This window comes from Pantoea sp. Cr_R13 (assembly GCF_029222565.1).
GTDB lineage: Bacteria > Pseudomonadota > Gammaproteobacteria > Enterobacterales > Enterobacteriaceae > Pantoea > Pantoea eucalypti.
On record NZ_JARHXL010000013.1, the window covers coordinates 992,839 to 1,006,329 of the forward strand.

Sequence of the window (13,491 nt, forward strand, 5' to 3'; positions counted from 1 at the left end):
GATGTTCTTAGGATTAATTGACTGTCAGCGAGCCAGCATGATGTCGTTGACTATCTGCTGGGAAGCCACCGCATCCTGACGCGCAATGGCCGCCAGTAATGCCGCGTTACCGTGCAGCTGGTCACAGAGTCTGAGCAGGCGCTTAACGGTAGCGATGTTGCTCTCTGCTTCACGAATCGGGTCCAGACCGCTGGCATCCGGGAAAGTATCGAAGTAGTAAGCGCCACTGTAGCCGTCACGCTGCATTTGCCAGAGAAACTCCAGCGTGGCGCGCGGATTCACGGAGGCAACCATTAGTCCGTCGTCACGTTTGCCCCAGCCGTCATTCAGGTCCAGTCCCAGCAGCCGTGAGCGGCGTGCCACCATCGCAGCAGCGTAAGCCGGGATCTCATTGGCAAACAGGACGTGCGCGAAATCCAGCGTGATACCCAGATTGGCGCAGCCGGCCTCTTCCACTGCCAGCAGACAGGTGGTCGCGTTGGGGAAGATGCTGTAGGCGCGAGGCTCATTCGGTTTATATTCGATGCTGACGTCGACATCCGGCGCGTACTCTGCCACTTCACGTACAGCGCTGACCGCATCCTCCCAGATCTTTTTGTAGTCGGCCTGGAAGCAGTAATCAAATCCATCCTGCCCCATCCACAGGGTCATCAGTCGGGAACCAAATTCCCGCCCCGCATCGATACCGCGCTTGGTCAGCTCGATCGCTTCACGACGCACTTTCGCATCCGGATGGGTAAATGCACCGATTTTGAACTGAGGTGCATCCCAGCGCATCTGCATGCCGTTTACCGCCAGACCTGCATCATCAATCGCCTGGCGCAGAGTGGCGATGTCAGTGGTGAGATGCTGCGGAAAGTTAAGATCGAGATGTGTTAAGCCATTTACCTTTCCCGCACGGGCAACCATCTGGAGAACCGACGGCTTGCCCTGCAGGTCAGGCCAGTAGAGGTGTGCGCCCGAGGCGAACGAGTTGAGACGGGTAGCAAATTTCAGTTCCGACATGAGGCTCAATCCTTCAGAGTGCGTATTGTGAAGTACTTTTCATATTCACGATTAATTGTGAAGTTATATATTAATCTACGCCTCGCGGCTTAATGCGCAAGTCTGTCAGGATGGGGAAATCTCTAAACCGGGAGCACTGTCACGAAATAGTTTCGGTGTGTTATCAGAAGAATAACAGGCAGTGGAGGGAGAATTTAATTGAAAGACAACGGGTTGTCGTGAGAAGCCGGGCGTGGAATCTGGCAGAGAAATAAATGAAAAAAGCTGAGCGCCAGGCGGCGCTCAGCGGGACGAGATGACTTACTTCAGACGGAAAGCGACAACACTGTCGCCCTGCGTGGTGCCGAGCGAACCGTGGCCGCCTGCAGCAATCACTACGTACTGCTTGCCATCTTTACCCATAAAGGTAGATGGCGTGGCCTGCGCACCGGCGCTGAGTTCAGTCTGCCACAGCAGTTCGCCAGTGGTGCTGTCGTAAGCACGGAAGAAGTTATCTGCCGTTGCGCCGTGGAACACCAGATCACCCGCCGTCAGCAGCGGTCCGCCGTGCGCCACCATCCCCATCGGGAAACCGATCGGGAAGCGGCCAGGCAGGAAGCTGGTCTTGAGGTTTTTGGTGGTGCCGACGCGGCGCAGCCATTCGGTTTTGCCGGTGGTCAGATCCACACCCACCATCCGTCCCCACGGTGGCGCGATGCAGGGAATACCCAGTCCCGACGCCATCTGCTGGATGTGAATCGCGTAGTCACCGTGGAAGTTCTCATTCCAGTACGGCGTGCCATCTTTGGTGAAGGTACGCTGCGTTTCGGTTTCCGGCGTGCGCTTAATCAGGTTGTATTTGTAAGCCAGGCGTACCGGTGCCGCAATCAGCATCTGACGCTGTGGGTCAACAGCCACGGAACCCCAGTTAAACACCCCGATATTGCCCGGGAAGATCAGCGAGCCTTTCTCGGTTGGCGGCGTCCACGGGTTACCGTCATAGCGCAACTCACGGAAGGTGGTGCGGCAGGCCATCTGATCAAACGGCGTGATGCCCCACATCGACTTCTCAGTCAGTGGTTGCGGGATGAAGTTCAGGCTGGAGACCGGCTGGGTCGCCGCATACTGCTCGCCCTTAATGCCATCGGTAGAGACCTTAACCTGCTCTACCGGGTAAACCGGTTCGCCAGTCAGGCGATTCAGCACAAACAGGTTGCCGGTTTTGGTCGGCAGGATCACCGCAGGCTGCGGCTTGCCCTGATAGTTAATATCTACCAGCGAGGGCTGTGATGGGTTATCACGATCCCACAGGTCGTGGTTCGAACTCTGATAGCGCCATTTGAACGCACCGGTTTTCAGATCAAGCGCCACCAGCGCATCACGGAATTTCTCGGTGTTGCTGGCTGGATCGCGTTCAATCCCTACTTCATCCGGCGAGGCATTACCAAACGGCACATAGACCAGGCCGTTTTTCAGGTCCGCGCTAAGGGTAGCCCAGGCGATCGGGGTATCCTGCGGATAGGTGGCTCCTGCAGCGACGGGCGCGGTGTTATCCGGGTTAGCCGGATCGAAGTTCCACACCAGACGACCACTGACGGCGTCATAGGCACGGATCACACCCGATGGGTTGCCGCTGTTGAAGCCGTTATCCATCACTGAGCCGCCGACAATCACCAGATTGCCTGCCACCAGCGGTGCTGAGGTCTGCATCAGCGCATGCGGACGCACCTCGCCCATGTTGGCGCGCAGGTTCACCACACCGTTGTCACCAAAGTCAGCGCACGGCTTGCCGGTGTCGGCATCCAGCGCCAGCAGGCGGGCATCGGTGGTCGCGTTAAAGATACGCTTGCGGCAGATGGCCGGAGCTGCGCCCGTCTGCTGTTGCACCTGCTGACCGGCATCGAAATAGCTCACGCCGCGACAGGTCTGATGCTGCTGCAGATAAGAGCGGTTTTTATCCGGCGCGGTTTTCCACTTCACCGCACCCGTTTCCGGGTCAAGCGCATGGACTTCGTTGTGCGGCGTACAGAAGTAAAGCATGCCGTTGGCTTTCAGCGGCGTCGCTTCAAAGGTGTATTCGGTCGCATCATCACCCTGACGCAGATCGCCGGTGTGATAGGTCCAGGCCACTTCCAGATCGTTGACGTTATCTTTGGTGATCTGCTTCAGCGCCGAGAAGCGCTGGCCATCCGCGGTTCCGCCATAGGCGCTCCACTCGTCAGCGGCACCGCCGGTCGCAGAGGCGTTACGCGGCGTATTGATAGTGCCCTGCTGCGGCAACGGATCGTAGAAGCAGAGGCCAGCCACCAGCAGTACCATCAGCACCACTGAGCCGCCGAGGAACGGATGGAAGCGACGCTGTCCCTGATAAAGCGGACGAACCACCCACGGCAGAGCCAGCCAGACGCCCAGCACACCAAAGAGGTCACCGCGCGGGATCCACTGCCATTTGTCAAAGCCCACTTCCCAGATAGTCCAGATGAGTGTGACCCACATCAGCAGCGCATAGAGGGTCAGCGCACTGCGCTTGTTCATTAATAGCAGAATAGCGCTGAGCAAAACGCCTGCACCCATCAGCGCATAAAACGCGCTGCCTCCTGCCAGCAGGAGTTGTCCTCCCATGTAAATCAGGGCGATAGCAAATATCACCATGATTATACTGGTTAATTTATTGATCATGATCCTTCCTCGGGTCATTAGCGACGATAGGTAAGTTAAGCTGGAAACATAAATTCAACGAGATTTTAACTTACGTGTGAAATATGTAAAAACGTGTACAGGCGTAAATCATTAGCAATATTTATTGTAAATGTTACCTTCAGAGGTATTCAGACCGCTTTTTTTACTTTCTGAAGAGAGAATAACGAGATATACATCACAAAATGTTAACCATAGGCCGCTAACTATCGCACCTTTTGTTCAAAGGCGAACAAATATCAGACAAGCATCGCTTCTATAAAGCTGGCTTAAGTGTAATTGATGGACAATTTTTAACGTCAAATAATCATAATGGTTTGTTTGCACCGCCCTGCAATAACTCTTATTGCTTAAAGCGGGAATGTTACTGTGTTCCTTTTTTAAACAGAAAGAGTATCAGCACTCATGCGGTGTCAATGATTTTCACATTATTAAATCTGGCAGTTGACTTTACGCTGTCATGATTTCTGTCACTTTAACCTCAAAAATATATAGATTAATAAAAGAAGTCGTTCCGGGACTGAAGAGTAATTCAGACATTCCGTAGCATGACGCGAAATCTAATTGTGATATATTTCATTCTTCTCACTTCTCTTTATCCAGCCAGCAGGCAGGATTTTCTCTGGCAGCAATAACCCAGGCAGGTTGACTATGTCCGCACTCAACGCTATTTATCGCAAGTTTCGTTTTCCGTTTAAGTTTTTAAATGCAGCTATTCGCTACCCTGCTGCTCAGGCACGAGTAAAGCGTTATTCCGTAATGTCGATAGAAGAAACAATTGATCTGTTATTACGTAATCCACAATTATCTCTGGCCCGTTACGGCGACGGTGAACTTGAAATGACCTGGTATAAAAATATCGGTTTTCAGCCCTTTGATCCAAAACTGTCAGGGCGGCTCAAAGCCTTGCTGCAACAGGACGCTGCGGCTAATCCGAACTGCCTGATTTGTCTGCCGGATGCCTTTCGCACTACCCGTAATATGAAAAATGGATCGGCCCTGTTTTGGTTCTTCCATAAATCATTTTACTTTAAACATTATGAGACTCTGCTGAATCAACAGGTCCGGTATGGAAATACGTCTGTCACCCGCCCTTATCACGATTATAAAGTTAAACAACTGTCCCGGACGATATTTGATAAATTCAAACAGCTTTATCAGGGCCGTCGGGTATTAATTGTTGAGGGCAGTGGCACACGTCTCGGTTTAGGCAATGATTTACTTGATGGCGCAAGCGACGTTAAACGTATTACCACGCTGAACCGTAATGCCTTTTCCGTTTATGACCGTCTTTTTGATACCGTATTAGAGAATGCCGTCAACTTTGATCTGGTCTTGATTTCTTTAGGGCCGACGGCAACGGTACTGGCGTATGATTTAAGTCAGCGCGGTATCCGCTGTATCGATAGCGGTCACGTTGACATTGAATATGAGTGGATGCTGGCCAGTGCCACCAAAAAAATAAAAGTAGAAGGCAAAAACGTCAATGAGGCGGGCGTGCTGCTGAGTGAACAGACTACCGTGGCCGATGCAACTTACCAGCGGCAGATTTTGCAACACGTCGGCGAATCCCTGAACAAAATGCCGGACACAGAACCCGAAGCAGAAGCCGTGGTTATCCCACTGCCCCACGTCAGCCCGAGCCATCATAACGCCGCGTAAGACTCACCATTGTCAGGCAGCAACTGCACCGCATTGATGCGCAGGCAAATAATTAGCCAGATCAGCGAATACCGTTTCGGGCAGAGTAAACTGCCCGGGCACGCTACCTGCCAGTGTCTGGCAGGCAAATTTTCTTTCCGGCATCAATCTTGCTTGAGTCCTCCTGAAATACTTAATCAGGAGAAGTAAGATGAATACCCGTCGTTACCGTTACACCATATTTTCACTGCTGTTCCTGATCGCCCTGATCAATTACATCGATCGTGGCGCCCTGTCATTTGCAGCCAACGCCATTGCGACCGAGTACCACTTCAGCAAAGTCCAGCTTGGCGCAGTGCTGGGATATTTTGGCTTTGGGTATCTGTTTGGTTCGCTATGTGGCGGCTTCCTTGCCGATCGTATCGGCACGAAAAAGGTCTGGCTGCTGGCAGGTGTGCTCTGGTCGCTGCTGGAAATCGCGACCGCCTGGGCTGGAGAGTTGGGCATGGCGCTGTTTGGCGGCTCAGCCATTATGGGCTTTGCTGCCCTGCGCATCCTGTTTGGTTTTTCCGAAGGCCCGGCCTATGCGCTGATGAACAAGGCGATTGCCCACTGGGCACCCGATAACGAGCGCGGCTTTGCGCTGGGCATCGGCCTGCTCTCGACGCAGGTTGGCGCACTGCTGACCGCGCCGATTGCGGTAGGCCTGCTGCTTCTGACCCATGACTGGCGCATGATGTTTATCCTGCTTGGGGTGTTCTCTCTGCTGGCAATGCTGCTGTTTGCCCGCACGTTCAGCGACAGCCCGGATAAAAGTCCCCATACCAGCGCAGCAGAACGCACGCTGATCCTGAGCGGTCAGCGCCGCAGCGCCGGCGATGGCGTTCCACTGCCCTGGTGGCGCTTCTTCACCAGCCGCACGCTGGTCTGCAACGCACTCGGCTACTTCTCCTTCCTTTACATCACCTTTACCCTGGTGACCTGGATGCCGAAGTATCTGCAGGATAATTTTCATTATGACCTGCACTCGCTCTGGTACGTGGCGATGATTCCGTGGAGCGGTGCCTGTATTACAGTGCTGCTGGGCGGTCGCATTGCTGATGCCCTGCTGGCCCGCTTTCGTAATTTGCGTCTGGCGCGCAATCTCTTTGCCGCAGTCACGCTGTGCGGCACCGCCTGCTGCTTTATGGCCATTCCCTATGTTCAGTCGGCAGCCGGGATTATTGCACTGATGACCCTGGGCAATGCGCTGAATGCACTGGTGAATAATGTCTACTGGTCGGTGGTGATTGATGTCACCCCGAAAGCGTCGGTGGGTACCTACAGCGGTATGACGCTGGCGATAGCCAATCTGGCGGCGATTATCTCGCCGATGCTTTGTGGCTGGCTGGCGGAATATTACGGCTATAACGCCATGTTCACCGTCACCGCAGTCATCGCCTTCGGCAGCATGTTGGCGATGACGCTGCTACAGCCTGAGAAGCCGCTGGTGGCTGAGGCGCAGACCGGCACGGCGGATGTTTCAGCGGCCTGATTTAAAACGCGCAGATTCCCTGACACGCGGGTGATCACTCACCCGCGCTGACTCTCCCTGAATGCCAGCCGCCCGGCGGCTTAATCTGTCACCCCGCAGGATAAACTGACTGTTCAGGTGTGCCACGGCGATCCCAGCGGCTGGCGACAAGCCACAAAAGTGCCGTCGCAAACCAGCCGACGATCCACGAGACATCATTACCGGCAAAAATCCAGGTCAGCGATCCGTGGTGCAGCGGATTATCGATAAACGGCAGTTGCACCAGCACCCCCAGGAAATAGACGGTAATACCGGCCAGGTTCCAGCGTCCATAGCGTCCGTCCGGCTGAGACAGCGCCGGGACATCAACGCTGCCTTTGGTGATCAGATAAAAATCGGTCAGGCTGATCGCGCTCCAGGGTACAAAGAAAGCCAGCAAAAAGAGCAGGAAGTGCGTGAAGGATTTCAGGAAGGCAGGTTCACTGAGGAGAGCAATAACGCAGGCCAGCGCCACCATCAGCACCACAAACAGTATGCGCCCGCCGCGACTCAGTGTGGGCTGCTGACGGAAGCCAGAGACAATAGTGGTCAGTGACATAAAACTGCCGTACGCATTCAGCGTGGTAAAGGTGATTTTCCCAAAGCAGATGGCGAAATAAATCACCATAGCCATGGTTGTTGTGCTGCCCATACTCACGATGTAACCGACCTCATTGCCTGCAAACGCACTTCCGGCAATGGCCGCGACGATCACGCCCAGCGTCATTGACGCCTGGGTGCCCAGTACGGTGCCCAAAAATACCGCGCTGAAGAGTTTCTTCGCAGAGACCTCTGCTGGCAGGTAGCGCGAATAGTCCGAGACATAAGGACAGAAGGCAATCTGCCAGGAGGAAGAAAGAGAGACCGCCAGCAGAAAATTTGCCGGGGTAAAGTGCTGATTCTGCCACACGGCGGATAAGTCATGCGTAGTGAACAGCGTGATAAACAGATAAGCAAAGGCTAAAACGCCAATGACGCTCGCCACCTTCCCCAGCTGATGAATCACGCGATAGCCCAGCACCGCAATGATCACGATGAGGGTGCTGAACAGGATCATCCCGGTTGCATTGCTGACACCGACAAGTTTAGCCAGCGCCTGCCCCGCCAGGACCGTCCCGCTGGCTGAAAACCCCACATACATCATACAGACCAGCACCAGCGGAATGACGGCACCAAAGACGCCAAACTGCATACGGCTGGTGATCATCTGCGGCAACCCAAGACGCGGACCCTGGATCGCATGCAACGACATGATCGCTGCGCCCAGAATCTGTCCTACCAGTAAGCCGATAAGTGACCATATGACGTCGCCGCCCAGTACCACGGCCAGCGCACCCGTAACAATCGCGGTAATTTGCAGGTTGCCACCAAACCAGAGCGTGAACTGACTAAAAGAATGACCATGACGTTCACGCAACGGGATGTAATCAATGGAACGGGTTTCTGACAGGCGCGGTTTCTCTGCGCCTGAATAATCTGATACGGATGATTTGACCGACATAGATTCCTCGCTGAAACGGTGAGAGACGCGTTAACGGAAAGCGTGATTTGCGCTATTTATGATTGAACTTACATGTCTATACAATTAGCGAGAATGTCATGCACATCTGAAAGTTACAAGGCAACCTGTCATTGGAAAATGTGATGGTATCGACAGGTCCGGTACGCTGGGGAGTTCACCGGTGCGCGATTGCCGCTCACCGGGGGTGGCATGCTGTCTGCTCTGGCGGGGCAACTGTCAGCGCCTCTGCCTTTCTCTGCTGGTACGGTGCGTGTCACTAATGACATTTACCCTGATTTGCAGAGCATCGTTTTACTGTTGGCGCAGGGAGACTCTCAGGCGTGGTGCGAGGGACAGAGGGACAGAGGGACAGGCCGCCACAGCAGACCATTCAGCAGCCTGGAAGTTATCATCCGTGACAGATATGCTTTACGTTAAGCGACGCCAGTTCTTAGAGTCTCAAGACTTCGCTATACAACGCCCTGCCGGTTCATATAGGTTATTTCTCACAGCCACCCTATTCCAGGAGGAGCACATGCCGGAATATTGTTTTTTTAAAAAGGGACGCCAGATTACCGTGCTGGAGCGAAACGACAGCGCAGGCGCGGCTGAACTGTCTCAGCGCGGCTACGAGAAACAATTCGAAGAAGTGACCGCCCCTGATGAAAATCGTGCGCTGGCGCGTTTTCATGACATTCGAAACGAAGATCAGCAGCGTGCGAATGCATTTGCTCGCGGGGAAGTGTTTGCCATTTTAACTGTGGGGCTGCTTAGCGTGGCGGGCTGGCTCTTTTTTAAATAGGCAGACGCGCCCTCAGTCAGCGGGATAATGAGCAAATTAACTATCGTGCCGCTGGCAGAACGCGTCGATGTCGCCGTGCTGAAAGTCAGATAAATTTGCCAGCAGTTTCTCCAGCGGCCAGTTCCACCAGGCAATGCGCTGCAGGCGGGCAGCAATCGCTGGGGTAAACCGCACCCGCAGTGGCCGGGCCGGCACACCGCCCACCACGCTGTAAGGCGCAACGTTTTTTGTCACGACGGCGCCCGCAGCCAGCACCGCACCATCTCCAATCGTAACGCCAGGCAGCACAATGACACCGTGACCGATCCAGACATCATTTCCGATCACCACACGGTCGGCGCGACGAGCGGCAAAGAAGCCCTGATCGCGTCGGGCATCGTGATGATAATACTCCGGGCAGTAGGTAAAGCGATGCTGAGAGGCGCGGTCCATAGGATGATTTGGCGCACCGATACGCACCTGATTGGCAATGGCGCAGAATCGCCCTACCTGGGTGTCGGCCAGGCAGCAGTGCTCGCCGACATAGGAGAAGTCACCCAGTTCGCTATATTCCAGTGAACTGTGCGCCAGGATCTCACACTGCTGACCCACGATGGTTTCCCGCATCTTCACAGTGTCATCAATCCAGGTGTGCGCTAAACGGGCAGGTACAACGGCGGCAATGGACATATTACTCCCGGTCTGGATAAGCAGCGCCCCGGCGGCCTGCTTTCGCCGCACCACCTTATCCGCTCCTGATGACAGAGAATTGACAAAGAAAAAAGGCGGAGTGGTTAGCTCCGCCTTGTTTCAAGTTCCGGTTAACCTGCGTGACCGGTCAGTTGCATAAGGGCAACGATGATCTGCAAGATGACCCGGATAAGATCCAGAATCAGCTTAGTCAGTTCCATCACTTTCCTTCTCCTTTTACAGGAGCGCGCTGTTCGGCAAACCAGGGCTTTGACTCTACCCGCCGGGTGCCTAAGCACATCTTTGTGGAGAGGGCTGAGCGGCACTCATGGTTAAAGCCACAGGCCAGCACCACCTGATGCCTGCCGGGATTTTAAAACCGTGCCCCTGGGAGCGGCCAGTCGACAATGAGGCGATGCTCAACACTCAACACCTGTATAAACATACAGCATTTTGGCGAAACTTGAAATCCTTAGCCGCACATTTTACAATCTTGTTTGTGGAGAGTGCTGAGCACTTCGTTCACAGCGCGGTTACCAGCCGGGTAGTGAACAAAAAAAAAAGGATTTGGCGAGATGCCAAATCCTTTTTTTATACCTGCCTCCTGCTTAAAAAAGCAGCACAGAACTTACTTCGCGGCGCTGATGCGCCAGACGGTATTACCCGCATCGTCAGCAATCAGGACACCGCCCTGTTTGTCGCTAGCCAGACCCACCGGCAAACCGCGCACCTGCTTTTCGTCATCCGTCAGGAAGCCCGAGACCACCGTCTGCGGCTGCCCTACTGGCTTGCCATTCTCGAATTTCACCCACACCACTTTATAACCATTCAGCGGTGTCCGGTTCCAGCTGCCATGTTCACTGATAAACGCGCCGCCACGGTATTGCGGCATGTTATCGGCGCCATAGAACAGCAGACCCAGCGGCGCGACATGTGAACTCAGGGCATAATCGGGCTTAATCGCTTTCTCTACCAGATCGGGGCGCTGCGGTTCGGCACGGGTATCCACATGCTGGCCATAGTAGCTGTAGGGCCAGCCGTAAAAGCCTTTATCCTGCACCGAGGTCATGTAGTCAGGCACCAGATCGGAGCCGATTTCATCACGCTCATTGACCACAGCCCACAGCTTGCCGCTCTGCGGCTCCCACTGTAAGCCGGTTGGATTGCGCAGTCCGCTGGCGAAAATACGGCTGGCACCACTGGCTGCATCCACCTCCAGCACCGCCGCACGACGATACTCGGCGCCAATGCCGTTCTCGGTGACGTTACTGTTGGAACCGACACCGACATAGAGCTTGCTGCCATCGGGGCTGGCTAACAGCGCCTTGGTCCAGTGGTGGTTAATCGGTCCGCCTGGCAGTTCTGTCACCTCTTCCGGTGCGGTACGAATCTCCGTATCCCCTTCCTGATAGGGAAATTTCACCAGGCTGTCAGCGTTCGCGACATAGAGCGTGTTACCAATCAGCTGCATACCAAACGGCGAATGCAGATTTTCAATAAAGCGATGCTGCTCCCATTTACCGTTAACATTGCGCAACAGCGTAATGCGGTTGCCGCCTTCTCCTCCTTTGCCTGACGCTTTTTGCACAATGCCCATGATCAGCTGTTTAGGCCGTGTCGTCGGCTTCGGTGGTCCGTTCGATTCCGCCACCAGCACATCGTTATTTGGCAGCACATAGACCTGACGCGGATGCTGCAGATTCTCAGCGATTTTTTCAATCTTCAACCCGTCAGCCACTTTTGGCATTTTGCCCGCTTTCCAGGGCGTGCCTTCCGGCACCTGCATCGGCGGCATAAAGAAATTCTTCGCCTGCGGCAGTTCAGGGTTCGGGCCCGTCTGCTTTTGCGGATCGACCAGCGCACCCTCATCACAGCCTGCCAGCAAGGCGGTCAGGGTCAGCGCGAGCAGCGTTTTATGCGGTATGTTCATGGTGGCTCCTCCTTAAGCGCTACGCTGACGTAACGCAAGTTGCACATTCGCCAGCAGCAGCAGTGCTACCACCAGCGTCGAAAGCGTCACACCCAGCGGGATCACAGCGGCGGCATCACGGCTGTGAATAAACGCATTGACGATAGCGATCGCAATCGCCACCAGCCAGAGCCAGAAATGGCCCTTTTCGGCACTGTCACTGCCACGAAACAGATAAACCAGCGCGATGAGTCGCGGCACAATCGCCAGCATCAGTCCCAGCGCAATCAGCCAGCTGGCGGCATCCGTCCAGAACTGTACAAAGGTCTGCATGTAGAGAATGTCGAACAGCCAGGCGGCGACAAAAAAGCCCAGCGGCACAGGCTCCAGCAAGGCGTAAAGCGTCACGGCAAACGCCGATCTTCCCAGGGTATTGCGCATGTTTCTCTCCATTTTTAACGTGAATGCGGATCGGGTCAGACGTCGCGCTGCTCAGAGCAACCGACACCGCGCCTGTAAAAGATTAGTAAATCTGAAGAGAAACAGAGGGTTTATTCGAAGGGAATTGCAAATCAGGCGGATGACGTCCCTGTCATCGCCGGTCTGTCAGGACTTATCAGCGGGTAACGTGACCCAGTATCCTGGCTGGTAAGGCAGCGGCAGAAACTTCTCGTGGAAGGTGCGGAACGTGGCGTCCGGATCCAAATCAGCAAACAGATCGGGATGCAGCCATTTCGCCAGCGCCTGAATCGCCACAAACTGATACGGGCTATCATAGAACTGATGCCAGATGGCGTGAACGTTGCCGTTGTGCGCCACCGGCAGAGTTTTGAAGGCATCGCGCATCATCAGCGCTTTAAGGCGCGCCGTGGCTTCAGTGACGTTGGCACCCGGACCCACGCCGACCCATTTGCCCACGGTATTGTAGTTCTTCCAGTTCGCGCCGGTCACCACCACCGCATCCGGCTGGCTGGCGATGATCTGCTCCGGGTTAACGGTGCCGAAGGTACCAGGAATCAGATCTTTAGCGATATTGCGACCGCCTGCTATCTCTACCATCTGACCAAAGTTCTCATTACCAAACGACATGCAGCACTCATCGCTGTAGCCGCCTGCGCGGTCAATCATCACTTTAGGCCGGTAGCCGGTAAAGTTTTTCAGACGCGAGGTGACAAGGTCAATCTGCTGCTGGCGGAAGGTAATAATTTCCTGCGCCCGCTCTGGTTTATTCACCAGTTCGCCCATGATGCGGATACTTTTCTCCGCGTTCACCATCGGGGCTTCGCGGAAATCGATAAACACAACAGGCACACCCACCGCCTGCAGTTTTTCAATCAGCTTGCCTTCATCGGTGGCAGCTTTGGACTCCAGATTCATCAGCACCAGATCGGGCTTCAGGGTTAACGCCTGTTCCACGTTGAAGGTGCCATCTTTTGCGCCACCAAAGGTCGGTAATTTTTTAATTTCCGGATAGCGTTTTTCATAAGCCTGATAACCGTCCCAGTCCGCTTTATGCAGGTCATCACGCCAGCCAATCACCCGCTTAAACGGCGCACCCGTATCAAACGCCGCCAGCAGATAGATCTGACGCCCTTCGCCCAGAATGATGCGTTTTGCCTCCTGCGGCACCTCGACCTGACGGCCTGCAACATCGGTAATCATTTTGGCCGAAGCCGTCCCGGCTAACGTCAACAGCCCCAGCGCTAAAAACCATTTTTTCATTGTAAAAACCCGCA

At 54.5% G+C, this 13,491-nt stretch carries 10 protein-coding genes; 3 read left to right on the forward strand and 7 right to left on the reverse strand.

Features of this window, described 5'->3' with window-relative positions:
* Positions 1-24: 24 nt before the first annotated feature.
* Positions 25-1,005 carry a TIM barrel protein gene (locus tag P2R09_RS12335; RefSeq protein WP_275770064.1) on the reverse strand — a complete coding sequence of 327 codons (981 nt, stop codon included), beginning with the start codon at positions 1,003-1,005 and terminating at the stop codon, positions 25-27.
* A gap of 300 nt (positions 1,006-1,305) precedes the next feature.
* Complete coding sequence (locus P2R09_RS12340; protein ID WP_275770066.1) at positions 1,306-3,663, reverse strand: membrane-bound PQQ-dependent dehydrogenase, glucose/quinate/shikimate family; 2,358 nt, start codon at positions 3,661-3,663, stop codon at positions 1,306-1,308.
* Positions 3,664-4,332: 669 nt separating this feature from the next.
* On the opposite strand from P2R09_RS12340, the gene P2R09_RS12345 reads away from it, so the two are divergent.
* Positions 4,333-5,343, forward strand: coding sequence for a GT-D fold domain-containing glycosyltransferase (locus P2R09_RS12345; RefSeq protein WP_275770068.1), 1,011 nt, complete (start codon positions 4,333-4,335; stop codon positions 5,341-5,343).
* Positions 5,344-5,533: 190 nt separating this feature from the next.
* Positions 5,534-6,856 (forward strand): MFS transporter, encoded by a 1,323-nt coding sequence (locus tag P2R09_RS12350; protein WP_003853566.1) that lies wholly within the window; start codon positions 5,534-5,536, stop codon positions 6,854-6,856.
* Positions 6,857-6,944: 88 nt separating this feature from the next.
* Here the strand turns inward: P2R09_RS12350 and P2R09_RS12355 are convergent, their stop codons facing one another.
* The gene (locus tag P2R09_RS12355; RefSeq protein ID WP_275770071.1) at positions 6,945-8,375 is read right to left on the reverse strand and encodes a cytosine permease; all 1,431 of its coding nucleotides are present in this window, start codon (positions 8,373-8,375) and stop codon (positions 6,945-6,947) included.
* Positions 8,376-8,790: 415 nt separating this feature from the next.
* Between P2R09_RS12355 and P2R09_RS12360 the strand changes: the two genes are divergently transcribed.
* Positions 8,791-9,177: a hypothetical protein gene (locus P2R09_RS12360; protein ID WP_275770073.1), complete on the forward strand. Its 387-nt coding sequence runs from the start codon at positions 8,791-8,793 to the stop codon at positions 9,175-9,177.
* Positions 9,178-9,213: 36 nt separating this feature from the next.
* Here P2R09_RS12360 and P2R09_RS12365 read toward each other — a convergent pair whose 3' ends face one another.
* The 4 genes from P2R09_RS12365 to P2R09_RS12380 form a co-directional block, all read right to left on the reverse strand.
* Positions 9,214-9,846 (reverse strand): DapH/DapD/GlmU-related protein, encoded by a 633-nt coding sequence (locus P2R09_RS12365; RefSeq protein ID WP_275770074.1) that lies wholly within the window; start codon positions 9,844-9,846, stop codon positions 9,214-9,216.
* 628 nt (positions 9,847-10,474) lie between these two features.
* Positions 10,475-11,776, reverse strand: a complete 1,302-nt coding sequence (locus P2R09_RS12370) for a sorbosone dehydrogenase family protein (RefSeq protein ID WP_275770076.1) — start codon at positions 11,774-11,776, stop codon at positions 10,475-10,477.
* Positions 11,777-11,788: 12 nt separating this feature from the next.
* Positions 11,789-12,196 (reverse strand): DUF2231 domain-containing protein, encoded by a 408-nt coding sequence (locus P2R09_RS12375; protein ID WP_275770078.1) that lies wholly within the window; start codon positions 12,194-12,196, stop codon positions 11,789-11,791.
* A 165-nt stretch (positions 12,197-12,361) separates the two neighbouring features.
* Positions 12,362-13,477: an ABC transporter substrate-binding protein gene (locus tag P2R09_RS12380; RefSeq protein WP_008925171.1), complete on the reverse strand. Its 1,116-nt coding sequence runs from the start codon at positions 13,475-13,477 to the stop codon at positions 12,362-12,364.
* Between the last annotated feature and the right edge of the window lie 14 nt (positions 13,478-13,491).

Excerpts from the sequence above, each read along its gene's own strand:
- P2R09_RS12335 (WP_275770064.1), bottom strand. The coding sequence starts at position 1,005 with ATGTCGGAACTGAAATTTGCTACCCGTCTCAACTCGTTCGCCTCGGGC.
- P2R09_RS12340 (WP_275770066.1), bottom strand. The coding sequence starts at position 3,663 with ATGATCAATAAATTAACCAGTATAATCATGGTGATATTTGCTATCGCC.
- P2R09_RS12345 (WP_275770068.1), top strand. The coding sequence starts at position 4,333 with ATGTCCGCACTCAACGCTATTTATCGCAAGTTTCGTTTTCCGTTTAAG.
- P2R09_RS12350 (WP_003853566.1), top strand. The coding sequence starts at position 5,534 with ATGAATACCCGTCGTTACCGTTACACCATATTTTCACTGCTGTTCCTG.
- P2R09_RS12355 (WP_275770071.1), bottom strand. The coding sequence starts at position 8,375 with ATGTCGGTCAAATCATCCGTATCAGATTATTCAGGCGCAGAGAAACCG.
- P2R09_RS12365 (WP_275770074.1), bottom strand. The coding sequence starts at position 9,846 with ATGTCCATTGCCGCCGTTGTACCTGCCCGTTTAGCGCACACCTGGATT.
- P2R09_RS12370 (WP_275770076.1), bottom strand. The coding sequence starts at position 11,776 with ATGAACATACCGCATAAAACGCTGCTCGCGCTGACCCTGACCGCCTTG.
- P2R09_RS12375 (WP_275770078.1), bottom strand. The coding sequence starts at position 12,196 with ATGCGCAATACCCTGGGAAGATCGGCGTTTGCCGTGACGCTTTACGCC.
- P2R09_RS12380 (WP_008925171.1), bottom strand. The coding sequence starts at position 13,477 with ATGAAAAAATGGTTTTTAGCGCTGGGGCTGTTGACGTTAGCCGGGACG.